General features: G+C 65.1%; 25 protein-coding genes. 9 read left to right on the forward strand and 16 right to left on the reverse strand.

Annotated features, from left to right (window positions below):
- Window positions 1-24: 24 nt before the first annotated feature.
- From HYG77_RS05455 to HYG77_RS05475, 5 genes are read right to left on the reverse strand one after another with little or no spacing between them, the layout of a single operon-like run.
- On the reverse strand, window positions 25-1,683 hold the full coding sequence (locus tag HYG77_RS05455) for an AMP-binding protein (protein WP_208962054.1): 1,659 nt from the start codon (window positions 1,681-1,683) through the stop codon (window positions 25-27).
- Between the two features lie 58 nt (window positions 1,684-1,741).
- On the reverse strand, window positions 1,742-2,530 hold the full coding sequence (locus HYG77_RS05460; protein WP_280123293.1) for an SDR family oxidoreductase: 789 nt from the start codon (window positions 2,528-2,530) through the stop codon (window positions 1,742-1,744).
- Window positions 2,531-2,541: 11 nt separating this feature from the next.
- Window positions 2,542-3,525 carry an NADPH:quinone oxidoreductase family protein gene (locus tag HYG77_RS05465; protein ID WP_159921180.1) on the reverse strand — a complete coding sequence of 328 codons (984 nt, stop codon included), beginning with the start codon at window positions 3,523-3,525 and terminating at the stop codon, window positions 2,542-2,544.
- Between the two features lie 32 nt (window positions 3,526-3,557).
- Complete coding sequence (locus tag HYG77_RS05470) at window positions 3,558-4,658, reverse strand: acyl-CoA dehydrogenase family protein (RefSeq protein WP_208962056.1); 1,101 nt, start codon at window positions 4,656-4,658, stop codon at window positions 3,558-3,560.
- Window positions 4,655-5,845: an acyl-CoA dehydrogenase family protein gene (locus tag HYG77_RS05475; RefSeq protein WP_208962057.1), complete on the reverse strand. Its 1,191-nt coding sequence runs from the start codon at window positions 5,843-5,845 to the stop codon at window positions 4,655-4,657. The genes HYG77_RS05470 and HYG77_RS05475 overlap by 4 nt, the downstream gene beginning before the upstream one ends.
- 249 nt (window positions 5,846-6,094) lie before the next feature.
- Here HYG77_RS05475 and HYG77_RS05480 point away from each other — a divergent pair, with 249 nt between their 5' ends.
- From HYG77_RS05480 to HYG77_RS05490, 3 genes are all read left to right on the forward strand, one after another.
- Window positions 6,095-6,574: a MaoC family dehydratase gene (locus HYG77_RS05480; protein WP_109328664.1), complete on the forward strand. Its 480-nt coding sequence runs from the start codon at window positions 6,095-6,097 to the stop codon at window positions 6,572-6,574.
- Between the two features lie 88 nt (window positions 6,575-6,662).
- On the forward strand, window positions 6,663-8,192 hold the full coding sequence (locus tag HYG77_RS05485) for an AMP-binding protein (RefSeq protein WP_208962058.1): 1,530 nt from the start codon (window positions 6,663-6,665) through the stop codon (window positions 8,190-8,192).
- Window positions 8,189-9,202: an NADP-dependent oxidoreductase gene (locus HYG77_RS05490; protein ID WP_208962059.1), complete on the forward strand. Its 1,014-nt coding sequence runs from the start codon at window positions 8,189-8,191 to the stop codon at window positions 9,200-9,202. Before HYG77_RS05485 ends, HYG77_RS05490 begins: the two co-directional genes overlap by 4 nt.
- Window positions 9,203-9,272: 70 nt before the next feature.
- On the opposite strand, the gene HYG77_RS05495 is transcribed toward HYG77_RS05490, so the two are convergent.
- Window positions 9,273-10,649, reverse strand: a complete 1,377-nt coding sequence (locus tag HYG77_RS05495) for an MFS transporter (protein WP_208962060.1) — start codon at window positions 10,647-10,649, stop codon at window positions 9,273-9,275.
- 193 nt (window positions 10,650-10,842) lie between these two features.
- Here HYG77_RS05495 and HYG77_RS05500 point away from each other — a divergent pair, with 193 nt between their 5' ends.
- Window positions 10,843-11,472: a TetR/AcrR family transcriptional regulator gene (locus HYG77_RS05500; RefSeq protein WP_208962061.1), complete on the forward strand. Its 630-nt coding sequence runs from the start codon at window positions 10,843-10,845 to the stop codon at window positions 11,470-11,472.
- On the opposite strand, the gene HYG77_RS05505 is transcribed toward HYG77_RS05500, so the two are convergent.
- The 7 genes from HYG77_RS05505 to HYG77_RS05535 all read right to left on the reverse strand — a co-directional run bounded on the left by HYG77_RS05505 (window position 11,466) and on the right by HYG77_RS05535 (window position 18,693).
- Complete coding sequence (locus HYG77_RS05505; RefSeq protein WP_109328654.1) at window positions 11,466-12,113, reverse strand: TetR/AcrR family transcriptional regulator; 648 nt, start codon at window positions 12,111-12,113, stop codon at window positions 11,466-11,468. The two genes, HYG77_RS05500 and HYG77_RS05505, sit on opposite strands and share 7 nt — an antisense overlap.
- 105 nt (window positions 12,114-12,218) lie before the next feature.
- Window positions 12,219-13,211 carry a phosphotriesterase gene (locus tag HYG77_RS05510; protein WP_208962062.1) on the reverse strand — a complete coding sequence of 331 codons (993 nt, stop codon included), beginning with the start codon at window positions 13,209-13,211 and terminating at the stop codon, window positions 12,219-12,221.
- 159 nt (window positions 13,212-13,370) lie between these two features.
- On the reverse strand, window positions 13,371-13,769 hold the full coding sequence (locus tag HYG77_RS05515) for a limonene-1,2-epoxide hydrolase family protein (protein WP_208962063.1): 399 nt from the start codon (window positions 13,767-13,769) through the stop codon (window positions 13,371-13,373).
- Window positions 13,756-14,895 (reverse strand): 3'(2'),5'-bisphosphate nucleotidase CysQ, encoded by a 1,140-nt coding sequence (locus HYG77_RS05520; protein ID WP_208962064.1) that lies wholly within the window; start codon window positions 14,893-14,895, stop codon window positions 13,756-13,758. Before HYG77_RS05520 ends, HYG77_RS05515 begins: the two co-directional genes overlap by 14 nt.
- A complete protein-coding gene (gene cysC, locus HYG77_RS05525; RefSeq protein ID WP_208962065.1) occupies window positions 14,885-16,735 on the reverse strand; it encodes an adenylyl-sulfate kinase in 1,851 nt (616 codons plus the stop codon). Before cysC ends, HYG77_RS05520 begins: the two co-directional genes overlap by 11 nt.
- Window positions 16,735-17,661: a sulfate adenylyltransferase subunit CysD gene (gene cysD, locus HYG77_RS05530; RefSeq protein WP_109328644.1), complete on the reverse strand. Its 927-nt coding sequence runs from the start codon at window positions 17,659-17,661 to the stop codon at window positions 16,735-16,737. The genes cysC and cysD overlap by 1 nt, the downstream gene beginning before the upstream one ends.
- Before the next feature lie 102 nt (window positions 17,662-17,763).
- Complete coding sequence (locus tag HYG77_RS05535; protein WP_208962066.1) at window positions 17,764-18,693, reverse strand: helix-turn-helix domain-containing protein; 930 nt, start codon at window positions 18,691-18,693, stop codon at window positions 17,764-17,766.
- Between the two features lie 91 nt (window positions 18,694-18,784).
- Here HYG77_RS05535 and HYG77_RS05540 point away from each other — a divergent pair, with 91 nt between their 5' ends.
- From HYG77_RS05540 to HYG77_RS05550, 3 genes are read left to right on the forward strand one after another with little or no spacing between them, the layout of a single operon-like run.
- On the forward strand, window positions 18,785-19,957 hold the full coding sequence (locus HYG77_RS05540) for a DUF1214 domain-containing protein (RefSeq protein ID WP_208962067.1): 1,173 nt from the start codon (window positions 18,785-18,787) through the stop codon (window positions 19,955-19,957).
- Window positions 19,954-20,754: an SDR family oxidoreductase gene (locus HYG77_RS05545; protein WP_208962068.1), complete on the forward strand. Its 801-nt coding sequence runs from the start codon at window positions 19,954-19,956 to the stop codon at window positions 20,752-20,754. The genes HYG77_RS05540 and HYG77_RS05545 overlap by 4 nt, the downstream gene beginning before the upstream one ends.
- A 20-nt stretch (window positions 20,755-20,774) precedes the next feature.
- Window positions 20,775-21,932: a sulfotransferase gene (locus HYG77_RS05550; protein ID WP_208962069.1), complete on the forward strand. Its 1,158-nt coding sequence runs from the start codon at window positions 20,775-20,777 to the stop codon at window positions 21,930-21,932.
- Here the strand turns inward: HYG77_RS05550 and HYG77_RS05555 are convergent.
- Entirely contained in the window at window positions 21,922-22,632 is a 711-nt protein-coding gene (locus HYG77_RS05555; RefSeq protein ID WP_208962070.1) for a low molecular weight phosphatase family protein, read from the reverse strand. The two genes, HYG77_RS05550 and HYG77_RS05555, sit on opposite strands and share 11 nt — an antisense overlap.
- Window positions 22,633-22,918: 286 nt before the next feature.
- Here HYG77_RS05555 and HYG77_RS05560 point away from each other — a divergent pair, with 286 nt between their 5' ends.
- Together HYG77_RS05560 and HYG77_RS05565 are read left to right on the forward strand one after the other, a co-directional pair.
- Complete coding sequence (locus HYG77_RS05560) at window positions 22,919-23,527, forward strand: ATP-dependent Clp protease proteolytic subunit (protein WP_109328632.1); 609 nt, start codon at window positions 22,919-22,921, stop codon at window positions 23,525-23,527.
- A gap of 4 nt (window positions 23,528-23,531) precedes the next feature.
- A complete protein-coding gene (locus HYG77_RS05565) occupies window positions 23,532-24,128 on the forward strand; it encodes an ATP-dependent Clp protease proteolytic subunit (protein WP_208962071.1) in 597 nt (198 codons plus the stop codon).
- Here HYG77_RS05565 and HYG77_RS05570 read toward each other — a convergent pair.
- Entirely contained in the window at window positions 24,125-24,457 is a 333-nt protein-coding gene (locus HYG77_RS05570; protein ID WP_208962072.1) for a helix-turn-helix transcriptional regulator, read from the reverse strand. The genes HYG77_RS05565 and HYG77_RS05570 overlap by 4 nt on opposite strands.
- A 188-nt stretch (window positions 24,458-24,645) precedes the next feature.
- Window positions 24,646-25,362 (reverse strand): hypothetical protein, encoded by a 717-nt coding sequence (locus HYG77_RS39450; protein WP_244373477.1) that lies wholly within the window; start codon window positions 25,360-25,362, stop codon window positions 24,646-24,648.
- Window positions 25,363-25,374 lie beyond the last annotated feature (12 nt).

Below are 25,374 nucleotides of genomic sequence, written 5' to 3' on the forward strand. Positions count from 1 at the left end.
CAGGGCAGGGCGGATCGCCACAGGTCAGGCAGGCGCGCGGCGACGCATCTCGCGGCGGAGGATCTTCCCGCTCGCCGTCTTCGGCAGTTCGTCGACGATTTCCACCCGCCGCGGGGCCTTGTAGGTAGCCAGCCGCTCCCGGCAGTACTCGACGAGGTCGGCCGTCTCCACCGTCGTACCCGGCCGCAGGCTGACGAAGGCGGCGACGGTTTCACCGCGATAGCTGTCCGGTTCACCGACGACTGCGGCTTCGCGCACCGCCGGATGCTGGTAGAGAACGTCCTCGACCTCCCGCGGCCACACCTTGAACCCGGACGCGTTGATCATGTCCTTCTTGCGGTCCACCACGTACACCCAGCCCTCGGCGTCCATGAAGCCGACATCGCCGGTGAGGAGACGGCCACCCGGCAGTGCCTGCGCCGTGGCGTCCGGCTTGTTCCAGTAGGCGGGTACCACCATCGGTCCGTCGACGGCAATTTCGCCGACCTCGAGTGGCTCCAGGTCTTTTCCGTCTTCGCCGATGATCCGGACCACTGCGCAGGGCAGGGGAAGGCCGATCGCCAGCGTTCCCGATGCCGGATCGACCGGTGCTTCCAGGTTGGGCGGGACGACGACGCAGGGTGCGCTCGTTTCGGTGAGCCCGTAACCGTTGCGAATGTATTTGCCGGTGAGCTCGCGGAAGCGCTCGACGATGGCGGGGGGCAGTGGGGCGCCGCCGGACATGACGGCCTCGAGGGAGGCGAAGCGTTCCCCGGAGAAGTCGGGGTGCGCCATCAACGCCATGTACGCGGTGGACGGACCCACCATGAAGATCGGCCGCTCACGTTCGAGGGCATCGAGGACGACCCCCGGTTCGAAGCGGTACACCAGGATCAGCGGCGACGCCAGGTCGATCGCTGTGAGGAGCTGGCACACCATTCCCGTGATGTGGAAGAGCGGTGCCAGGGCGAAGATCGGCGCGCCGGCCGGTTTGTCCTCGTACAGTCGCAGAATTGCGCTGTTCACCGTCAGGTTGCGGTGGGTGTTGGTGGCACCCTTGGGTACGCCGCTGGTTCCGGACGTGTAGGACACCAGGGCAATGTCTTCGGGTGTCAGCCCGGGATCAGGCACCGTCGCTCCGGCCCGCACCCGTGCCACCTCGAGGAGGTCGGGCACGTTCTCACTGCGGGCACGGGTTACCGTCCGGAACAAGCGCTCGTCGTCAGAAGTCTGGATGTCGAGTTCGCTCGAGGTGAGCGCGATCCGCACGCCCGCTTCCGACGCGCGCGAACCCACCCGGTCTGCCCACGCGCTCTCGCTGCACACGATCGCGGTGACCCCCGCGTCGGTGAGGATGGGTGCGAGCTCGTCCCGGTACATCGGGTTGAGAGGAACGACGACACCGCCGGCCTTCCACGTTCCGATCAACGCGAGAACGAACTGCGGAATGTTCTGCAGGTAGATCGCGAGCCGGTCGCCCCGCTGAAACCCGTTCTCGAGCAGGTACGCGGCGATACCGTCGGTGAGTTGGTCGACTTCCCGGTAGCCGAGCGTGCCGCCGAGGTAACGCACCGCCGGGCCGTCTCCGGCGGTGACGACCGCCGACTCGAACATGTCGAGCGCGGTACGGGCGGGGATATCTCCCACGCGTCGAACCCTCTCCTCGTACCGGTCCATCCAGGGCCTGTCGTCGTACCAGCTCATCGCCGCCGTACCGCCTCTCGATCTCGTCCGAATTCGTAATTCTGTATGCCCGCCGGCGTCAACGTGTGCCCGACAGTCCCCCGTCGACGGGGATGACGGTGCCCGTCAGGTATGCGCCCGCCCGCGAGGACAGGAATATCGCGGTGCCCGCGATGTCCTCGGCACAGCCGACCCGGCCGAGTGGAACGGCGCTCTCGACGAGTTCCCGGCGCGCCGTATCGCCGAGGAGGTGGGCAATCATCTTCGTCGGAAATGGTCCGGGCGCAATCGCATTGACGGTGATGTTCTCGCCGGCCAGTGTGGCCGCGAGCTTCCGCGTGAGCATGTGCACGGCAGCTTTACTCGCTCCGTACGAAAAGTTGTCGCTGCTCGACACGACCAGGCCGTCGATCGAACCGATGTTGATGATCCGGGCGGGTTGATCCCCGGTGGCCGCGGCCCGCAGTCTGGGCAGTAGTTTCTGCGTCAGCGAGAACACACTCTTGACGTTGATGTCGAAGATCTTGTCGAACGCGGCCTCGGGAAACTCGTCGACCGGTGCGCCCCACGTCGCGCCGGCATTGTTGACCAGAACGTCGAGTCGCGGGGCTACCTCCTCGACGTGGGCGGCGAGGCTGTCGATGCCGTCCGGAGTGGACAGATCGGCGGGATGGGCTTGACAGGACCCCGGCCCGAGCGCGGACAGCTCGGACGCCGTCTCGGCGCAGTCGTCGGCTTTACGGGACGACACGAGGACCCGCGCTCCCGCCCGGACGAATCCTTCGGCGATCATCCGGCCGATACCGCGCGAACCTCCCGTGACGACTACAGTCTTTCCGGCGACATCGAATAGCGAATGAGCATCCACGAGCATTCCTTTCACGGTTGAAAGACGAGCCGACCGACGGTGCTGCCCTCACCGAGCCGACCGAGTCCGTCGGCGACGTCGGCGAGCGAGAGCCGCTCACTGATGAGGGGGCGGATCGCGCCGGACGCGGCGAGCCGGGTCAGCTCCTCGTGGCAGTCGGCGATGGCCTGCTGGTTGTACTGCTTGTACAGGCCCCAGTGCAGTCCGATGATCGAGTAATTCTTGATCAGCGCGTGGTTGAGTCCCGGAGTCGGGATGGTGCCGCCCGCGAAGCCGATGATCAGGATGCGTCCCTCGAAAGCGATGCACTTGGTGGACTTGGCGTAGGCATCTCCACCGACCGGGTCGTAGACGACGTCGGCTCCGCGTCCACCGGTGAACTCCTTGACGAGTGGGACGAAATCCTCGGTGCGGCGATCGATCACCAGGTCGGCCCCGAGCCGGCGACAATACTCCGCCTTGTCGGCGCCGCCGACCACACCGATGACCTTCGCCCCGGCCGCCTTCCCCAATTGCACTGCGGCACTGCCTACTCCGCCGGCCGCGGCGTGCACGAGCAGAGTCTCGCCCGCCTCGAGATGCGTCCGACGATGGAGGGCGAACCAGCTCGTCTGGTATCCGATACTCAGCGCCGCCGCTTCGGCGTCGTCGAGGGCGGCCGGTGCGGTGAAGGTGTTCGCCTCGTCGAGAACCGCGAGCTGAGCGAACCCGCCGCCGGGCAGGTTCGGATTACCGATCACCCGGTCGCCCTGCGTGAACCGCGTGACACCGTCTCCGACGGCAACCACCTCGCCGCACAGTTCGACCCCCGGGGTGAAGGGCAGCGGCGGCGTGATCTGGTACTCCCCTCGGCACAGGAGCACATCGGGGAAGTTCGCCGGTGCGGCGAGCACCCTGACCAGCACCTGGCCGGGACCTGCCACTGGGTCCGGGACCTCCTCGAGTTGCAGCGCGGTACGCGGCTCGCCGAGTTCGTGGACACGCCATGCCTTCATCGTTTTCTTCCTGACTGTCGGTGGTGCCCGGGTTACGCGGGCAGATCGATCAATTCGGCGAGACGCGCTCGGTGACGGTAGGCCGTGCCGAAGGCGAGCTGATCGCTTTTCGCCCTCTTCAGATAGAGGTGCGCGGGGTATTCCCAGGTCATGCCGAGTCCACCGTGCAGTTGGACGCATTCTTCGGCAGCATGAACGGCGACACCACTGCAATACGCCTGCGCGATCGCCGCCGCGATCTCGGCGTCCCCGTCGCCGCGAGCAGCGGTGTCAGCCGCGTAACGAGCAGCCGCAGCGGCGGAGGTGATCTCCAGCCACAGGTCGGCAAGACGATGCTTCAGCGCCTGGTACGAGCCGACGGCACGCCCGAACTGCTTGCGCTCCTTGACGTAGGCGAGCGTGGTGTCGAAGCACCACTGTGCCACTCCGAGTTGTTCGGAGGCGAGGAGCGCAGCACCGCAGAGGAGAGCGCCGCGAATGGCCTCTACTGCCGCACCGTCGTCGACCCGAGTCGACGACACAGCGGTGAAGTCGACATCGGCAAGGGGACGCGTCATGTCCAGCGCGAGAATCGGGGTCACGGTGACGCCGGCGCTGTCCGTGCGCACAGTGTGAAGCTCGAGCCCGTCAGGCCCCTGCACCGGAACGACCAGAAGTTCGGCTTCCGCGGCGCCCGCAACACTGGTGACGCGGCCGGTCAACCCGTCGGCGCCCAGTCGGACGGTCGCGCTGAAGCGGTCGGGCGGCGTGGCCAGGCCGATCGTGAGGGCACCGGTGGTGGCGCCTTCGGCGAGATCCCGGACGATGGTCGTGTCTCCCGCCTTCACCAGCGCGACCGTCGCGAGTACAGCGCTGGAGAGATACGGGACGGGCGCCACGGCACGTCCGATCTCTTCCATGACCACGGCGGCTTCCCTTGCGCCCGCCCCTGCCCCGCCGATCGATTCGGGGACGAGGAGACCGGACAGTCCGAGTTCGACGGCGAGCGACTTCCAGACGGCGGAGAAGTCACCGGGCGACGAGTCGTAGGCGCTCATGACGAGCTCGTGCGGGCAACGGTCGGCGAGCAGCCGCCGGACACTGTCGCGGAGGGCGTCTTCGGTGTCGGTGTACAGCAGATCTGCGGTGCTCATCGGGGCAGGTCCTTCCAGGCGATGTCCTTGTCGACGCGATGCTCGGGGGGCAGCCCGAGAACACGTTCTGCGATGACGTTCCGCAGGATTTCCGACGTGCCGCCCTCGATCGAATTACCTTTCGCGCGCAGGTAGCGGTATCCGGGTTCACGTCCGGTGAAGTCCACCTTGTCGGGCCTGCGCATGGTCCAGTCGTCGTAGCGCAAACCCGCCTCGCCGTGCAGCTCGATGTCGAATCCGGAGATGGTCTGTGCGAGCTGGGCGAAGGCGAGCTTCAGTCCGGACCCCTCGGGGCCGGGTTGCCCGGCCGCGAGTTGCTGCCGTAGCCGTTCACCGGTCAGCCGGGCGACTTCGGCTTCGACCCACAACCCGAGAAGTTCGTCGTGCATTGCCGGGTCCCGCAGTTCGGGACGTTCTCGCCAGGCCGCGGCCACGGGGCCGATCATGCCGCTTTCGCGTGCGGCGGCCGACCCGCCGATCGCAACGCGTTCGTTGTTGAGGGTCGCGGTTGCCACCCGCCAGCCTTGCCCCTCGTCCCCGAGCCGATCGGCGTCGGGAATTCGCACGTCGGTGAGGAACACCTCGTTGAACTCGGCCTCGCCGGTGATCTGGCGCAGGGGGCGAACGTCGACGCCGGGATCGCTCATGTCACAGAGAAAGTAGGTGAGACCCGCATGTTTAGGCACGGCAGGATCGGTGCGGGCCACGAGGATAGCCCGCTGCGCATTCTGCGCGCCCGACGTCCACACCTTCTGGCCGTTGACGATCCAGTTGTCGCCGTCACGGACCGCACGCGTCGCCACCGCAGCGAGGTCGGAACCCGCCCCCGGCTCACTGAACAACTGGCACCAAATGTGCTCGCTGGTAAAAATCGGACGCAGATATTTTCGCTGCTGTTCGTCGGTCCCGAAGGCCGCGATGGTGGGCGCGGCCATCCCCAGGCCGATGCCGTTGCGGCCCTTCGCCGGTGCCGGCGCGCCCGCCGCTTCCAGCTGCGCGTCGACCTGGGCCTGGAAGCTCTGCGGCAGACCGAGCCCGCCACGTCCGCGCGCGAAGTGAACCCACGCGAGGCCGGCGTCGAACCGCGCGCCGAGGAACTGCGTCGGATTCGAGGTGTCGTTCTGCTCGAGCAGCGCCGTGACCCGTTCGGTCAGTTCTCGCGCGATCGTCTGTTCGTCAGTGGTCATGATCTCCGCCTCAGTTCGTGGCGAGACGTTCGGCGATCGCTCCGCCGATCCCGTTTCCACCGCCGGTCACGATGGCGACCTTCTGTGCAACCTTCACGAGGCTTCCTCTCCTTCGCCGTACATTGTGACTCGCGTCTCTCTTTTGTATAGTTGAATCCGTCGTCAAGTTCAAGTGGCTGTGCAGCGAAACCGCAAGGCAGTTCGCCTCAGACATGACCGACACCCACCATCCGCAATCGAGGGAGACCGATGACCGACACGACTCAACTGCCCGTCCGCCCGGTTAGCTACGACGAGCTCACCGCTCTGATCGGGAGAGAATTGGGCCCCACCGAGTGGCACGAGGTCACCCAGGAACGGGTCAACGCGTTCGCCGACGCCACCGGTGACCATCAATGGATTCACGTCGACCCCGAACGCGCCGCATCGAGTCCGCTCGGCGGAACGATCGCGCACGGTCTCTACAGCCTGTCCCTCGGACCTGCCCTCTCCGCGACCCTGCTGCGATTCGACGGTTTCGCGCACAGCCTCAACTACGGATACAACAAAGTCCGGTTTCCCGCCCCCGTTCCCGTCGGTTCGCGGATCCGGATGCGGGCGACCGTGACGGCCGCCGAACAGGTCGGCGGCGGCATCCAGGTGACGATGACTCAGGTGGTCGAACGGGAAGGCTCCGACAAGCCGGTGGTCGTGTCGGAGTCGGTCGCCCGGGTCGTCGAAGGCGGTTAGGCCTCGGTCTGTACGTGCCGCCGACCCTGCGGCGGCACGTACTCGCGCGTGATCCCTTGATCGAAGCTCGACTCGGAGGCTGACGTACATGGCAAACGTGATCGACCCCGTGTGCTTCCACGCGGACACCACCCCCGACAACATTGCTCTGCGGGGTGCAGACAGCACCCTGACCTATCGACAGCTTCAGATCGCGAGCACGACCTACGCGGGCGCGCTTCGCGAATGGGATATCTCGCCCGGCGATCGCGTGCTCCTCGCCGCCCCGTCCGTGCCCGAGTTCGTGGTGGCATACCTGGCGATTCAGGCGGCCGGGGCCGTGGTGGTCCCGGTGAACACGATGTCCACTCGGCCGGAAACCGAGTACGTCCTGAGCGACGCCGGTGTGTCGCTGGCGATCCTCTGGAACGAACTGGGGCCCGCGATGAGCCAGGCGGCAGCAGCGCTCGACGTCCCGGTCTGGACGTTGTCACCGGAAATAATTGTCTCGGACGGGCTCCCGAAGTCCATCGTCGACCGGGACGGCGAGGACACCGCAGCCATTCTCTATACGTCCGGAACGACCGGGCGGCCCAAGGGTGCGGAACTGACCGCGGGAAACCTACTGTCGGGCGGGCAGATCGGCGCCGAATGCAGTCGCGGCTCGAGCGAGGACCGCACAGGGACGGGGCTCCCGCTCTTCCACGTCTTCGGACAGGCCTCGGTCATGATGGCGACATTCACCGGTGGCGGCTCCTTGTCGTTGCTGGCGCGGTTCGACCCGTCCGCGATGCTGGCGATGCTGCGCCGCGACCGCCTGACCATCATGGCCGGTGTCCCGACGATGTGGAATGCGATGCTCCACGCGGCCGGCGACGCCGACCCGGAGGATTTCGCTCAGCTTCGGATCGCTATCTCTGGCGGCGCCTCGCTGCCCGGAGAGGTGGCCCGCGTATTCGAAACGCGCTTCGGGTGCACCATCCTCGAGGGGTACGGGCTCACCGAGACGACCGCGTTCGGCACCTTCAACGACATCGATCGCGGTGGCAAGATCGGCTACACGGGACGCGCTGTTCCCCGTATGGAGGTCGAGGTCCGGGACCACGACGGGAACCAGTGCACACCCGGCACCGTCGGTGAAGTCTTCGTGAAAGGTCCCACGGTGATGAAGGGGTACTGGCGCAGGCCCGTCGACACCGCAGGCGTGTTGTCACCGGACGGCTGGTTCCGCACGGGCGATCTCGGCTGTGTCGACTCGGACGGAGACCTCCGCATCGTCGACCGGGTCAAGGACCTCATCATTCGCGGCGGCTACAACGTGTATCCCAGTGAGATCGAGGAGGTGCTGTACACGCACCCCGACGTCGTCGAGGCCGCGGTCGTGGGCGTTCCCGACGACCACTACGGAGAAGAGGTGGCCGCGGTAGTCGCTCTCCTGCCTGGATCAGAACTGGACGGCGCCGAGCTCACGCGGTGGACTCGGGAGCGGCTGTCCGCGTACAAAATTCCCCGCATCATCTCGATCGTCGACGCCCTTCCCAAGGGCTCGACCGGAAAGATCCTCAAGCGGTCGATCGACAAGGCCGCGCTGAGAACTGACCCATTGACCGTTGAGGTACCTCGAAAGGTGACACCGTGACATCCGTCAACAGACAGGTTCGACTGGCGAAACGCCCGATCGGCCGGCCCGACGACTCCACCTGGGAGATCGTCTCCGAACCGATTCCCACACCATCGGACGGTGAGTTCACCGTGCAGGTCGACTATGCCTCGCTCGATCCCGCCATGCGTGGCTGGCTCGACGACGTGAAGTCGTACGTGCCGCCCGTTCAGATCGGTGAGGTGATGCGCGCGCATGCCGTGGGCCGCGTCGTGGCATCCAGGAATCCGGCGTTCCCGGAAGGGGCAATCGTTTCCGGACAGTTCGGAATTCAGGAGTTCGCGGTGTCCGACGGCCGGGGCGCTCTTGTCGTGGACGAGACACTCGCACCCGCGCCCACGTGGCTCGGTGCGCTCGGATTCCCCGGGATGACCGCGTATTTCGGCCTCACCGATGTCGGCAAGCTCGAGAAGGGCGACGTCGTGCTCATCTCGGGAGCGGCGGGAGCGGTAGGAAGCATCGCCGGCCAGATCGCCAAACTGAACGGCGCAACGGTGATCGGCATTGCCGGTGGCCGCGAGAAGTGCGCGTGGCTCACCGATGAGCTCGGTTTCGATGCGGCGATCGACTACAAGGCGGGGCCGGTGGGCCCTGCGCTGCGGGCGGCCGCACCCGACGGCATCGACATCTACTTCGACAATGTCGGCGGTGACATTCTCGACGCCGCACTGGGGCGTCTGCGCAAGAATGCGCGGGTCGCGTTGTGCGGTGCGATCTCCGGATACAACGCCACCGATCCACAACCCGGCCCGTCTCGGTACCTGTCGCTACTGGTCAACCGGGCGTCGATGACCGGATTCATCGTCTTCGATTATCTCGATCGGTTCCAGGAGGGCATGGAGGCGATGTCGGAGTGGATTCGCAACGGTGACATCGTGACCCGCGAGCAGGTGGAAACCGGCGGTGTCGAAGCTTTCGGCCGCACGCTGACCATGCTGTTCGACGGCGCAAACACGGGCAAGCTGGTACTGAAGATCAGCGACAACTGAACACCCCTGCCACGAAAGGAATGCCCACCGCCGTTCGGCGGTGGGCATTCTTTTCGGCCTTGATGCCGTACTAGTAGAACTGAGCTCCGGGAACAGCGTTCGGGTCGTTACGGACTTCCGCCGGGTTGGTCTCGTGGAGCCGCCACGCGCAAAGGAATGTGACCAGCCCCATCAAGGCGACGAATACGGCGACGAGCGTGGTGGTGCCGGTTTTGGCAATCAGCGCGGTCATGATGAAGGGAGTGCCACCGCTGACCGTGATCGCAGCCAGTTGGTAGGCCAGGGAGGCTGCCGAATAGCGCACGTTGGGTGCGAACAGCTCGCCCATGTAGGCCGCGATCGGACCGTAGGTCATGGACTGGAACACACTTCCGACGGTGACGGCGATGAAGAACAACATCAGGTTTTTCGTGTTGATCAGCCAGAAGTACGGGAAGGCCCAGAGCACGATCATTCCGGCGCCGAACAGGATCATCGGCCGACGACCGATCTTGTCGGACACGTGCCCCGACCACAACACCACACCGACGGTGAGGCCTGCACTGAGCAGCGAGATCGCCAGCAGATCGTTGCGCTTCATGCCCAGTTCGGCAGTGCCGTAACTGAGCACGCCGGCGATCGAGATGTAGAACAACGAGTTGGTGGCCGCGAGAAGACCGCACCCCAGCAGAATCTTGCGCCAGTGGTCTTTGATCGCCTGGGTGAGCGGTGCCCGGACTACCGTTTCCTTACCCTTCTGTGCCTCTTCCTGCAGCTCGCGGAACTCCGGTGTGTCCTCGACCTTCGTCTGGATGTAGAGCACGACGGGGAACAGCAATGCACTGGCAAAGAAGGGGATACGCCAACCCCAGCTGAGGAACGCCTCGTTCGAGATGGCGGCGGTGGCGCCCAGGAACACGAGGTTGCCGAGCAACACACCGAACGAGACACCCATCTGACCGAAGGTGCCGGAAAACCCTCTGCGTTTGGGACTCGCCGATTCGGTCAGCAGAAGGACGATCCCACCCCACTGACCGCCGCACGCGATGCCCTGGATGAAGCGCAGCACCACCAGCAGAATCGGTGCAGCCACTCCGATCGTCGACGCACCCGGGAGGCATCCGATGAGGAAGGTGGCGAGGCCCATGAAGAGCAGGCAGGTCACCACCGCGGGTTTGCGCCCGTATTTGTCGCCGAAGTGGCCGGCGACCAGTCCACCGAGAGGCCGGGCGACGAATCCCGCCCAGAACGTGCTGAACGAGAGCAGAGTGCCCATCAGCGCCGATGAGTCGGGAAAAAAGACTTGCGGAAAGACAAGAGCCGCAGCGGTTCCGTAGAGGAAGAAGTCGTACCACTCGATGGAACTGCCGACGAGACCTGCCGCCAGCAGCTTCCGGTGTGCCCGCTTCCGCTGGACGGCCGTGTCGCCGGTTGCGTCCTTACTCGGCTGCACCGCGGATGTAGTCATCCAATCACTCCTCGAGATAGGTCTGTGGGGGTGTGGCTAGAAATGAAGTTTTAGAACATGACGCCAACTTCAAGTCAGTGAGCGCTTGCTTAGTGTGTTTCACTTGTCGTGTGATGTCAATCACTCGAGGCGATGCTTTCGACATATATGTGCGGTGGGCGCTCCCGGCCCGCCGCACCGGTGAGGACTGCGGATGACAGATCTACAGAACGAAACCCCAGCTCCCGGTGGTCAACCCATTCACGATCTGTCGTCCTCTGAGGAGCGCTTACTTGCCGCAGCTACGATGTTGTTCTCCGACAAGGGGTTCGAGGCCACCACCACCCGAGACATCTCCGCAGTGGCAGGACTGAGTCCCGCAGCGATGTACGTACACTTTCCCTCCAAGGAAGAACTGCTGTTCCGGCTCGTGTCCCGCGCCCATGAGCGGGCACTGACTCAGGCGCTCGACGCGGTCGCACCGTTCACCGACCCGGTCGACCGGGTTCGCGCATTGGTACGGGACTTCAGCATGTTGCACGCCACGAACTTTCGGAAAGCCCGCATCGCGCAGTACGAGAGCCGCCACCTCAGCGCCGAACACCGTGAGGTCGTGGCGCAGACACGCCTGCAGATCCGTGTCGCGGCAATGCGCGAGGTGCGCAGGGGAATCGACGAGGGCGTCTTCCTGATCCCGGATCCCCGAGTCGCGGTGCTCGCCATCATGTCGCTCGCCATCGACATCTGTCGGTGGTATGACCCCGACGGCGAATTCGCCCCCGAAGAGCTGGGCGACATCAACGCCGACCTCGTCCTGCGAATCCTGCGCGCGCCCGGCTACTGACCTCGGACAGAATCCGGCACGCGCAGGGCATTCGTCCACATCCGCGCCAGGCCTGTCGCCAACTGATCGAACGACAGAGATTTCCGTTCGCTCAGCGGTCCGACGAAATAGCTGTACGCCATCCTGCCGACCATGGCAGAGAGCGCCTTGGACGTGAGCATCGGATCCAGTACCGCATCTGCGAGGCCGCGATCCTGCAGGTCCGCGATCGCCCGGGCGTTGCGTCGGAAGAAGATGTCGTCGCGACGGCGTTCGAGTTCCCGGAACTCGGGGTCGACGTGCGCCACCTGCTCCAGCACCGCCAGCAGCCGCGCATTTCTGCGGCACGCGTGCAGATACGCGCGGATGCTCGCCTCGACGATCGCATGCACATCGCCTTCGTCGGCCACTCGTCCCATGCCGGGGTGGAGCAGGTCATTTTGGGTCACCTCGACGACGGCGGCAAAAACCTGCTCCTTGCTGGCGAAATAGGTGTAGAAGGAGCCCGTGGAGAGCCCAGCCTCCTTGGTGATGTCGACGAGTCGGGCATCGAGATAGCCCTCGCGCTCGAACACAACCCGGGCAGCGGCAATCAGCCGATTCCGAGTACGGACTCCTCGGGCGGTAACTGGCGGCTCCCGAAGGAGGGTGGCGTTCGCCATCGAGGGCGGACCTTCCTCCCCCTGTTCGGGAAGCAATCCCCCACCATCCGAGTTCTCCATACTCGAGTATTACTTGAATCCGGCCTCAGTTTCAAGTAAATCCGCTCAATACGCAGATGTGTTCTCGAAATATCGCCGCGGGACTTCCACCAGCATCTCGGAAATCATGTTCTCGGTGACACCACGCTCGCGGACGTACGGCAGCACGTCGTTCTCGATGTGGAGGTAGTGCCACTGCGGGAGCGCCGCCATCAGATTCGGATCGATCCAGTCGATGTAGCAGGATGCGTCCTGGGACAACACCATCTGTCCGGCGAACCCACGGCGGCACATCTCCACGAGCGTGTCCGCACGCGCCTCGAAAGTCGTGTGCAGATTGATGCCGAACCGGTCCATTCCCAGGATGAACCCCTGCTCCGCCAGGCTCGTCAAATGCTCGACGTCCGTTGTGTCACCACTGTGCCCGAGGACGATCCGGTCGGGCCGCACCCCCTCCTCGTCGCACATGACCCGCTTGACGTGCACACCGGCAGCGCTGCCCGGATGGGTGTGTACGGTGATCGGCACCCCCGTACGCCGGTGGGCTTTCGCTACCGCCCGCATCACGCGCTCGACACCGGGCGTCAATCCGGGTTCATCGATAGCGCACTTGAGCAACCCCGCCCGGACCCCGGTGTCGGCGATTCCCACCTCGATGTCCTTGACGAACATGTCGACCATCGGATCGGGAACCTCGGCGCCCACCATGGCGTCGAGTGCGGGACCTCGATAATGGAAGAAGAACGGTACGTCGTCGTACGTGTACAACCCGGTTGCGGCAACGATGTTCAGGTCCGGGAGCTGTTCGGCCACCCGACGGATGCGCGGTATGTACCGACCGAGGCCGACGACAGTGGGGTCGACGATGGTCCGGACTCCCTGCTGGGTCAGCGCACGAAGCTTCGCCACCGCGTCCGCAACGCGCTCGTCCTCACTCCCCCACTCATCCGGATAGTTCTGCTGCACATCGGCAGTCAGCACGAACACGTGCTCGTGCATGTACGTACGACCGAGGTCCGCGCTGTCGACAGGCCCACGGACGGTGTTGATCTGGGTCATCGGCGCTCTCCTCCGGGTTGGGCGGTGTTCGGCTGAATCACCGGGCGAATCAACACCCGGCACGGCCTCCCACCGCTCGCATGTGACGGCCGTCATAGTTCGGTCCGGTCACAGTAGAGCGCATGTGAATCTGACGTCAACTTGCGGCCTGCGCGGGAGTCAACCTCCGGCCGTTGCCGCCTGGATCGGGGCCATGTCGAAGTAGTCCCGCCACGCGGTGATCTTGCCGTCGGCGATTTCGAAGACGCCGACGACCGGCAGCTCCACCCGGGTGTCGTTGATGTCGAACACGTCGACCCGCTCGTTCATGATCACGCCGTTCCCGCCGGCGTCCTCAGCGCTGCCGACACTGCCGACCTGGCGCTGCACCCGGAACTCGATGCCGCCGAAAGCGGCGACAAAGCCCGCCACGAATTCGCGGATCGCCTCACGCCCGCAGACCGGCTCCATCGGAATATTGTGATAAACCGCGTCTTCCGAGAAGTAGTCCGCGATCGCCGCGGGGTCCGGATCAGACCATTCGGCGCAGAATTGCGTGACCAGCTCATCGGGGCTCATCGGCATTCCCTTCGGTTGCGTGCGGTTCGACGATGGCCATGACCGACTGGATCGCTCCCGCCGGAATGTGGAAATGCTCGGTGATGCGGACCGTCGTCACCTCGGTCGGCGCGGCGCCGAGGTCGAGCAGGAATCGCGCCACCACATTCTCCCCCCACTCGTGGAACGAGAGATCGCGAACTGCCTGGATGGCCTGGTATTGCGGACCGTTCTCGAGTTCGTCCCGGATGAACGCCCCCGAGTCGCCGGTGTGCTGACCATTCTCCACACGCCAGGCCGTCTCGGAGAGGCGGACCCTGGTCGCGTCGTGGCTCACGAGCGCGTCGATGTAGGCACGGGCCATCGCGACGCGTCCGCTGTCGGCGGAGTCGGTGGCGTGGTCCGCGATCGCAGCGAGGAGGACCTGCGCAAGCTCAGGCCGGCAGATCACCAGATCGGGGAGATAGGGATGAGACTGGTTGTACTGCAGTGGAGTCCCGTCAATGCGTGAGCAATGCAGGCCCGCGGCGGCGGCGACACCGACCGGGGCCGCCGAGTCCCATTCCCACTGTCCGCCCGCATGCACGTACGCGTCCACGTCACCCCGCAGCACGGCCATCGCCTTGGCCCCAGCCGATCCCATGGCCCGGACCTCGGCGCCGACCTGTGTCGCCACAGCGTCGATGAAGGCCGGCGGTCTACTGGCACTCACCACGATGCGGGGCCGCGCCGGCAATTCCTCGGCATGGACTGCGCGGCTCGGGTCGTCACTCGCGTACACCGCCCCCAGGGCCGGTTGTGCGACCGCGGCGGCGGTGACACCCCGGCCACGCTCCCACAGCGCGACGTGCACCGCCCAGTCGGAGTGACCGGGGAGGCCGTATTCCTTCGAGCCGTCGAGGGGATCGATGATCCAGACCCGATCGCTGTCGAGGCGAGACCGGTCGTCGGCCGACTCTTCGGAAAGGATGGAATCCCCGGGACGCTCGGCGGCCAGCTTTCCGGCGATGAAGGCGTCGGCGGCGACGTCACCACGCCGGCCCAGCTCACGCCCGTCCGCGGATCCGAGCCCGGCAGCACGGATATCCAGCAACAGGGCACCGGCACCGGAGGCGATATCGGCCGCGAGCCGCGCGTCAGAGGTCACGCCTCAACAATTCCATAATCTTCGCTGCTTGTTCGGTCGGCGTGCCGTCCTCCGGCCGGAGTACGAGTTCCGCGCGCTCGGGTGCCTCGTACGGGTCGTCGACTCCGGTGAATCCCGTGATTTCCCCGGCCCGCGCTTTCGCATACATGCCCTTGGGATCACGGGCCTCGCATCGTTCGACCGGGGTGTCGACGAACACTTCGACGAAGTCGAGCCCGGCGGCCCGGTGCTCTTCGCGCACGCGCTCGCGATCCGCACGGTAGGGGCTGATGAGGCAGGCGATCGCGACGACGCCCGCATCGGCGAGCAACTGCGCCACCGCACCTACCCGTCGGACATTCTCCGAGCGGTCCGCGGCACCGAACCCCAGATCGGAGTTCAGCCCGTGTCGCAGGTTGTCGCCGTCGAGCCGGTACGCGGGCACGCCGGAGGCGACCAGCCGCCGCTCGAGTTCGACCGCAACGGTGGACTTCCCCGAAGCGGAGAGCCCGGTGAGCCAGACGGTGCGACCACGGTTGGGCCGCTCCTCGCGCGACACGGCCGCCGCGTGCCACACCACCTTCGCCGGGGAGAGGGTCGGCCCGGTGATCATTCCGGCACCGACGGTGTTGTTCGTGCTCTCGTCGACGAGAACGAAACTGCCCGTCACGTGGTTGCGGCGGTACGGGTCGAACATCAGCGGTTGGGAGGTCTTCAGCTGCACTCGGCCGATCTCGTTGAGTGAGAGCGAGCGGGCCGTGTCGTCGCGGTGCAGGGTGTTCACGTCGAGCCGATAGTCGAGGCGGGCCACCGTGGCCCTGACGGCGCGGGTGGTGTGGAGCAGGGTGTACCGCGCGTCGGGATTCAAGGAAGCCTGGTCACTGAACCAGCACACCATGGCGTCGAGTTCGCTGCCGACGAGGGGGCGGTTGTTGGGGCGGCACAACATGTCTCCGCGGCTGACGTCCAACTGATCGACCAACTGGACGCACACCGCGGACGGTGCGAAGGCCTCGTCGACGGCGGTTCCGCCCGGCCCCCAGATGGCGCTGATCTTCGAGGTGAATCCCGACGGGAGCGCCACCACCTCGTCCCCCGGCTTGAATACTCCGCTGGCGATCGTGCCAGCGTAGCCTCGGAAGTCGTGCCAGGTGGAATCGGTCTGCCGTTGCGGCCGCACCACATACTGCACCGGGAAGCGCGCGTCGATGAGATTGCGGTCGGAGGCGACGTGCACCTGCTCGAGATGGTGCAGTAGTGACGCGCCCTCGTACCAGGACATGTTGGCCGTCCGCTGCGCGATGTTGTCGCCACGCAACGCGGAGACGGGGATGAAGGTGAGGTCGTGCACCTCGAGTTTGATCGCGAACTGACGGAACTCCTCCTTGATCTCCTCGAACCGCTGCTCCGACCACCCCACCAGATCCATCTTGTTCACGCACAACACCAGGTGTGGGATCCCGAGAAGGCTCGCGATGAAAGCATGCCTACGGGTTTGCTCGAGCACCCCTTTTCTGGCGTCGACGAGAATCAATGCCAGGTCGGCGGTCGAGGCACCGGTCACCATGTTCCGGGTGTACTGCTCGTGTCCCGGCGTGTCCGCGATGATGAATTTACGATGCGGGGTAGCGAAGTAGCGGTGCGCGACATCGATGGTGATGCCCTGCTCCCGTTCCGCGCGGAGGCCGTCGGTGAGCAGAGCGAGGTCGGCGTGCTCGTCGCCTCGTTCGCGGCTGGTGCGCTCCACCGACTCGAGTTGGTCCTCGAAAATCGCCTTGGAGTCGTAGAGCAGACGGCCGATGAGAGTGGACTTGCCGTCGTCGACACTTCCCGCGGTCGCGACCCGCAGTAGCTGCGGCATCAGAAGTATCCTTCCTTCTTGCGATCCTCCATGCCTGCCTCGGAGATCCGGTCGTCCGCCCGGGTCGCCCCGCGCTCGGTGACTCGGCTGGCCGCGACCTCCGTCACGACGGCCTCGGCGGTGGTGGCCGAGGATTCGACGCACCCCGTACAGGTGGCGTCGCCGACGGTCCGGAACCGCACGAGCGCCTCGTACGGTTCGTCGCCGGGCAGCAGTGTGAGGAAACGAGTACGCGCAAGGAGCATTCCGTCGCGGGGCACCACCTCGCGGCGGTGTGCGTAGTAGAGCGGGGGAAGGTCGATGCCTTCCTCGCTGATGTACTGCCAGATGTCGAGCTCGGTCCAGTTGGACAGCGGGAAGACCCTGATGTGCTCACCCTTGCGGTGCCGCCCGTTGTAGAGGCTCCACAGTTCCGGGCGCTGCGCCCGAGGCTCCCACTGTCCGAACTCGTCACGGAAGCTGAAGATCCGCTCCTTCGCGCGCGCCTTTTCCTCGTCCCTGCGGGCACCACCGAAGACGGCGTCGAAGCCGTTGTCCGTGATCGCGCGCAGCAGCGCCGCAGTTTGAAGCCGATTCCGGCTGGCCCGCGCTCCCGTCTCTTCGCTGACACGTCCGGCATCGATGTCGTCCTGCACACGTGCGACCACCAACCGCAGTCCGAGACGCTCGACCGTGCGATCACGGAACTCGATCACCTCGTCGAAATTGTGCCCGGTGTCCACGTGCATGACGGCGAAAGGAACAGGTGCGGGCCAGAATGCCTTCGCGGCGACGTGGAGCATCACCACGGAGTCCTTGCCACCGGAGAAGAGCAGAACCGGACGCTCGAACGTCGCGGCCACTTCACGAAAGATGTGCACGGCCTCGGCCTCGAGCGCGCCGAGGTGCGACAGCTCGTAAACGGGCGGTGCCATGGATGAGGTCATGGGGCGACTCCTCGTCGCGAGTGCCGAACCGAGCACGGTTCATATTTGGACCGGGCCGGTCGAAAAGGTCCCCTCGACAATAGAACGTGTTTCAGAAGTAGGTCAATGCCCACCTGTTCGAGGCCGCCGTCCCCCCACCTCCTGGGTGATCGCGTCCGCGGCCGCCGCGAGCGCCTTGCCTCGACGAGCGATGTCGTCCGATGCGAGCTCCGCGCCCACATACAACGTGAGCACCATGGCTTGATGCCCCTCCGCGTCGTATGTCGGCGCGGCAATCAGGCTGACCGGATGCATCGCGTCGGCATGTTCGGCATCGAGGTGCACGCGCTCACCCAGACTGGACACCATCTCGCCGAGAACATCGCGTAGTTCCGCAGGCAGATCGTGGGCGGCCACGCCGGCCATCAAGGTGTGCAAACGCTGACCCACCGGAGTGAGCGTTTCGACGAGATACCCCGTCCGTGAGCATTCCTCGACCACCTTGCGCAGCCGCTCCCGATCGAGACGAACCGGCAGGGTCGGTTCTCGCCGTAGCCACGACTGCAGTGCGTCTTCACCGTCCCAGAGCACATACATCAGGCCGACGGGTGGTGCGAATGGGTACATCTCCCCCACCTTGGCAGCCGCTCGCACGCCGGGAGGACTCGTCAGTTCCAGAACGGCGATCCGGTCGCCCACCACCGCCGACGCCGTACACGTCGTCTGATACTCGGCACTGAGAGCCGCGAGATGCCTGCGTGCGACCGGACCGGCGGCGAAGCCCTGTTGCGCCGCACGCCCGGCCGCAATCAATGCGGGGCCGAGGCCGTAGGACTTCGCAACCGGGTCGCGGACCAGATAGCCGCCGCGGACCAGCTCGGTGAGGATGCCCAGACACGTCGGCTTACTGATGTCGAGCGTCCGCGAGAGTTCGGAGAGGCCGAACCGGTGCTCCTTGCGGGACACCAGGAAGTCGAGCACCTGCACCACCCGTTCCGTCGGCGGGGACCGTCGCCCCTGGGCTCTGTCGACGCCGTCGTCCATGGCAGCCATTGACCACTCCTTAGAACACGTTCTATTGTCGGTCCATCACGTTCTACCACGCAGGTACATATATGTACCACCCCATCGTGAGGAGCACGGTGTGCTGACCGACCCATTCGCCGACGCCCTGGCCGAGGCCGAGAAACTGATCGAGACCGCCCCCCACATCCGGACCGAGCAGGATCTGCTCGAGGGCTACCAGTACCTTGCCGGCGGAATCCTCGCGACAACCCATGCGGCCTGGGCCACCGAACGATCCCACCCGACGTTCATCTCCGGCACGGGGCCATACATGAAGATGGGCCTCGACAACCCCGACACCCTGTACTTCGGCGCACGGATCAGTGACGACGTCGAATACGTCGTCACCGGCACACGAGGCACCACAGCAGACCTGAGCTTCCAGATTCTCAGCGGAAATTACACCTCCGCAGATGTGCCCGGCAGTGTGACCGCTTTCGACGATCGTGAGATCGATATCGCCGCCGACGGCAGCTTCGAGGTCCGGTTCGGTCCCGGAGCCGAGCCGGACGCAAGCCGGCGCAACTATTTTCCGCTCGCGCCCGGGTCCTCCCAACTGGTGGTCCGCGAGGTCTACAGCGATTGGAGTCAGCGACGTGGAACGATCCGCATCGCGCGCGCCGACACGAGCGGTACCGCGCCGGATCCCCTCACCCGGGAGTCGGTGGAGAAGCGCTATGCGCGAGCAGGCAAGGCACTCGTGTCACGGGTCAAGACGTGGCTGCAGTTCCCCGAGTGGTTCTATCTCAACCTTCCGGTCAACACGATGACCGAACCCCGGCTCACACCGGGCGGATTGGCCACCCAGTACTCCTCCGTCGGTCACTACGATATCTCCGAGGACCAGGCCATCATCATCACCGTTCCGCGGTCCGACGCTCCGTACCAGGGATTTCAGCTCGGTAGTCTGTGGTACATCTCCCTCGACTACATCAACCACCAAACGTCGCTGAACGTCTCGCAGTCGCAGGTGGACCCCGATGGGATGATTCGTCTCGTCGTCAGCGAAGCCGATCCGGGAGTCACCAACTGGATCGAGACGACAGGTCATCTTCGCGGCTACCTCCAATTCCGTTGGCAGCGAGTGTCCCGGGAACTGACCGAGGCCGACGGGCCCCGTATCGAGATCGTCGGGATCGAGGAGATCCCCGGAAAGCTCCCGTATTACCGGTCCAACACCATCACACGCGAGGGCTATGCCGCGCGGATCGCCGGGCGGCAAGCGGCTGTCGCGGATCGGATGCTGGGATGAGCGCCGCCGTGAGCGACAGCAACCTGCTGCGCGGAAAAGTAGTCGTCATTTCCGGTGTCGGACCCGCTTTGGGTCGCACGCTCGCGGTGCGGTGTGCGGAAGCAGGCGCCGACATGGTGCTCGCCGCTCGCACCGCCTCCCGGCTCGAGGAGGTGGCCAAGGAGATCATCACGCTCGGCCGCCGCGCGGTGACGGTTCCGACGGACATCACCGACCCCGCCTCGGCGGAGAATCTCGTCGCCGCGGCAGTCGATGCGTATGGCAAGGTCGACGTACTCGTGAACAACGCGTTCTCGGTCCCGTCGATGAAACCTCTGGCCCGCACCGACTTCGATTCGATTCGCAGCAGTTTCGAACTGACCGTTCTCGGCGCGCTACGCCTGACTCAACTCTTCACCCCTGCTCTGGCCGAATCTTCGGGCGCGGTGGTGAATATCAACTCGATGGTTCTCCGCCACTCGCAGGAGCGTTACGGCAGTTACAAGATGGCGAAATCCGCCCTTCTGGCTATGTCGCAATCCCTCGCGACGGAACTCGGTCCGCAGGGCATCCGAGTGAACTCCGTTGCACCGGGCTATATCTGGGGACCCACGTTGAAGCAGTACTTCGCACACCAGGCCGAGAAGTACGGGACAACGAGGGAGCAGATCTACGAGCACACCGCCGCGGGCACCGATCTGAAGAGGTTGCCCGAGACCGACGAAGTGGCCGACGCCGTCATCTTTCTCGCGTCGCCGATGGCACGCGCCGTCACCGGTCAGTGCCTCGACGTCAACTGCGGCGAATTCCATCACTAGCGAGGGAGAATCGGACCATCATGAGTGAGCGCACCACCGTCGGCACGGTCGAGGACCTGCATGAGTCGGCGACCCGCATGACCGGGTTGACCGACTTCGGCTCCGACGACTACACCGAAGCACTCGGCGTACTGCTGGACTCCTATGCCACCGACGAGCAACTGACACCGCTGGGCAGCAAGGTCGCGCGGGTCTTCCTGCGCGGCGCGCTGGTGGCCCGGTTGCTCAGCGAGGCAGCGTGGAAGCAGCACCCCGAGTACGCCGACGTTTCGATCGACCGCCCCATTTTCGTCACCGGGCTTCCACGAACCGGGACCACAGCTCTGCACCGGCTCTTGACTGCCGATCCGTCGCACCAGGGACTCGAGATGTGGTTGACGGAGATGCCGCAACCACGGCCGCCGCGGGAGACGTGGGCGTCGAATCCGGTGTTCCAGAAGATCGAGGAGGGCTTCAGCCGTCACCACATCGAACGACCCGAGTTCATGGGCGTGCACTACATGTCCGCGAGCGAGGTCGAGGAATGCTGGCAGCTACTCCGGCAGACCTTCAAATCAATTTCCTACGAGTGCCTCGCGTATCTGCCGACGTACTCGCAGTGGCTTGCCGGTCAAACATGGACCAACGCCTATCAGCGGCACAAGAAGAACCTGCAATTGATCGGTCTCCCCGACCGCGACCGCCGCTGGGTGCTCAAGAATCCCAGCCATTTGTTTGCCCTCGACGAGTTACTCGCGGTGTATCCGGATGCTGTGGTAATCCAGACGCACCGGCCCCCACGCACGATCGTCCCCTCGGTGTGCAGCCTGGCGGAACAGGCAACCGACGGATGGTCGGAGAAGTTTCGCGGCAACGTGATCGGTGAGAGCCAGCTCGACTTGTGGGCGCGCGGGCTCGAGCAGTTCACCGAAGTCCGCGCTCGGCACGACAGCGCCCAATTCCTCGACGTCGACTACCACGACTTCGTCGCGGACCCACTGGCGACCATAGAGGGCGTGTACACCCATTTCGGCCTCGAGCTGACCCCGTCGGCGCAGTCGGCCATGGAGGCCATGCATGCCGAGAGCCGCGCCGGCGACCGACGGCCGTCCCACAAGTACACCCTCGAGGACTTCGGACTCTCGGCTGAACAGGTGGATGAGAGGTTCGCCGACTACCGGTTCAGCGCTACCAGGTGACGGGGTAGTCGAGGATCGACGACGCCGCCCGCGCCGCGACGAGGGGTCGCGGCGACAAGGGCAGCATGAACGTCGGCGCCGCCGTCGGCGCGGGGGCCCGGTCCGGCGTCGGCACGGGCTCGGGCTCCGGCTCCGGCGCGGGATCCGGACACATGGCCTCGTCGACCTCGGGATTCGTGGCCGACTCGAGGTCGAGTACATCGAGCAGTGACATCAACGACGCGGCGATCTGATCACCCACCTGCGTGAACGCGGCCTCGCTCAGCCCGACCGGGTCGCTGATGTTCGGATTTTCGATCGGCCCGTAGTCCCGTCGCGCTACGGCGAGTTCGGCGACGGTGCGGGCACCGGTGTCCCTCGCGATCCGGTGCGCTTCTCGCAGCGTGAACGTGCAGTGACTCGTCCCGAGGACCAGCTCCATCGAGCGATCCCGGAGCTGCTCGGTCATGGCGAGCACGAGGTCGGCTCTCTTGATCATCTCGGGGCGTAGCCGTCGTGCGGTGAAACCGTCGGCGCTGGCGCCGAGACCTTCCACTACTCTCGCCGCGATCGGTTCGATGGGGAATCCGACCAGCGCCCGCACGCCGGCGCTTTCCGCAGTGAGGTGCGAAATACCGCGGTCCACGGCATAGGCGCGCGTCAACCGCTCTGCGATCGGCGAACGGCAGACGTTGCCGCTACAAACGAACAGAACGTGCATGAGGGCACCCTAACCACCAAATCCACTCGGAGACAGACCGATGTCCACTGGCCGAGCGGTCTGTTTACGTCGTTCACCTTCCGCTCGTGAGTAGTTCATCTACTCGTCGCAATCCCGACACCTTTCGGGGTAAACGCCCAGCTCGACCTTGGTCCGAGGGGCCCGAAGCGACGCGCGCGATCTGCGTCACATCGTGCCCACCGATGTTCCGACGTCAGTAGATGCCGTGTCTGCCCACAGCAGACAATCGCCGATCGAGTACTCATACGGCGGTAGTACTGAGGTCATGACCACAGCCACACTTGCCGACCTCAACTACCGCGATCTACTGGCAGACCGGCTTTTCCGTCAGCGAACCATCCGCCTCACGGGCGAAGTGGACGACGCAATGGCGGAGCGTGCCTGCTCAGAGCTGGTTCTGCTCGCGGCCGCCGACCCCGAGCGCGACATCGTCATCTACATCAATTCGCCGGGCGGTTCCGTCTTCGCGGGACTGGCCATCTACGACACCATGAAACTGATCCCCAACGACGTGGTCACGGTGGCCATGGGTTTTGCGGCCAGCATGGGGCAGGTGCTTCTCTGCTCCGGAACCCGAGGCAAGCGAATCGCTCTCGCGCACAGCCGGATCATGATGCACCAGCCCTCGGCAGGCATCGGCGGAACAGCCGTCGACATCGCCATTCAGGCCGAAAGTCTCGAACGGATGAAACGTCAATCGCAGCAGATTCTCGCCGACGAGACCGGTAGGCCTGTCGAGGAAATCGCAGCAGACAGCGACCGCGATCGCTGGTTCACCGCAGACGAGGCCCGTGAGTACGGGATCGTCGACCGGGTGGTATCGACCTTCGCCGAAATCGCCCCCCACACCACCGCTCCCAGGATAGGACTCTGACGCCATGTCCCAGTACACCATTCCGAATGTCATCGAGCGGACGCCTGCGGGTGAGAGGTCGTTCGACATCTTCAGCCGACTGTTGAACGAACGGATCGTCTTTCTCGGCACGGAGATCGACGACGGTGTCGCCAATGTGGTGATGGCTCAACTACTTCACCTTCAGGCAGACAGCGCCGACCGGGAAATCGGGCTCTACATCAACTCACCCGGCGGGTCCACCACGGCGATGCTCGCGATCTACGACACGATGCAGTTCCTGCGGCCGACGATCGCGACGTACTGCATGGGCCAGGCCGCTTCGGCCGCCGCCGTGTTACTGGCCGCGGGAACGAAGGGACACCGTCACGTTCTCGCACATTCCCGCGTTCTGTTGCATCAACCGTCCACGCAGGGCAGTGGCACGATCTCCGATCTCGCCCTGCAAGCCGCCGAAATACTGCGGGTGCGTTCGCAGACCGAAGAAATTCTCAGCAAGCACAGCGGGCAGAGCATCGACCGTCTTCGTCAGGACACCGACCGGGATCGAATCTTCAGCGCCCGGGAAGCCATCGACTACGGGTTGGCCGACACACTGATCACCACGGGCCAGGAGAACTAGGCCGCGAGCATCGTGGGAGTTCCTCGGCCGGCGCTTCTATTCGTGGCACCGATCCGGCGCCCCGACCGGAACAGCAGGTGTTCCACCGGCAGACGGAGAGCGCCACACACTGCGCGCAGCATTTCCGAGGATGGTTCCTTCTTGCCGCGTTCAATTTCGGAGAGGTACTGCTTGGACATGCCGACCTCTGCGGCGACATCCTCGAGACTCCGGTCCTGGTCCCGGCGCGCGTCCCGAAGCACCCGACCGTAGAGCTCGCGCACCAGCGGCTCCTCCCGCGGCTGCTCGGGAGCGCCCGTCACCAGCGTGAGTCTGCGCTGCGGTTCCATACCTCCGGAGTCTTCCAGACGACGTTCCCGGACGAGGCGGCGTTCACCGACAGCGGACAGCCGGTCGGTAGCGTAAATTCTCGCCGGAATCTGGAGCCGGCGCTCGAGATCCTCAGCTTGACTCCGAATCGTGGGCAGGCGCGGACAGCTCGACGGTGTAGGTGAGGAGGAACTGGCTGGGACCGTTGCTAGCTGCCGTGTTGCTCCACGCGTGTGGCTCGATACCGATAACCGTCCTGATCGGTTACCTGTTCCCAGTCGAGCGTGACGGTGGCACCCACAACCAAGGTTCGGAACCCTTCTCCGACGATCTCGCTGTAAAAGGCCCAGCAACCGCCCGGTGTCTGAGCGGAGTCGATTACTCCCCACCCCTCTTCGGCATTCCACATCTGCACGGTGCCTATTGCCTGGCCGGTAATCCGGGGCGGAGCTGGCGCCGGCTCCGCGAGTTCCGCCTCGGTGATCTCTTCGACGGTGCCGTCCGCGTGTACCGTCCACGCTCGCGACCTGAACGCCTTCGGCTCGTCATAGGGCTGTTCCCCGGCCGGCCAGGCCCGACTGCATTCGTAGAGAAGGCCCGACTCGGGCTGTTCGGCGCGATGCCATTCGAACTCCACCTGTTGTCCTTCGGACAATGCGGGGAATCCGTCTACCGCGACCGCACCGAACATGATGTGGCATCCACCTGGAATATCGTCGCCGTCGATAATGCCCTGCATGCCCTCGATATCCCAGCTACGGACCACTCCTCGGCTCGGCACCGGTCCAGTATCTTCAGCGCCGCCATCAGGTGCGCCGGGAACGGAGGCAGGAATGAGGTGGGAGTCTGCACCGATAGTGAGCACCCCTACTGCCACACCGGCAACCACCACTCCGCCGGCCGCGAACGCAAGGGGTTTGCGCACAGGGCTCCTTCC

Source organism: Rhodococcus sp. ZPP (genome assembly GCF_017656075.1).
GTDB classification, from domain to species: Bacteria; Actinomycetota; Actinomycetes; order Mycobacteriales; family Mycobacteriaceae; genus Rhodococcus_F; species Rhodococcus_F oxybenzonivorans.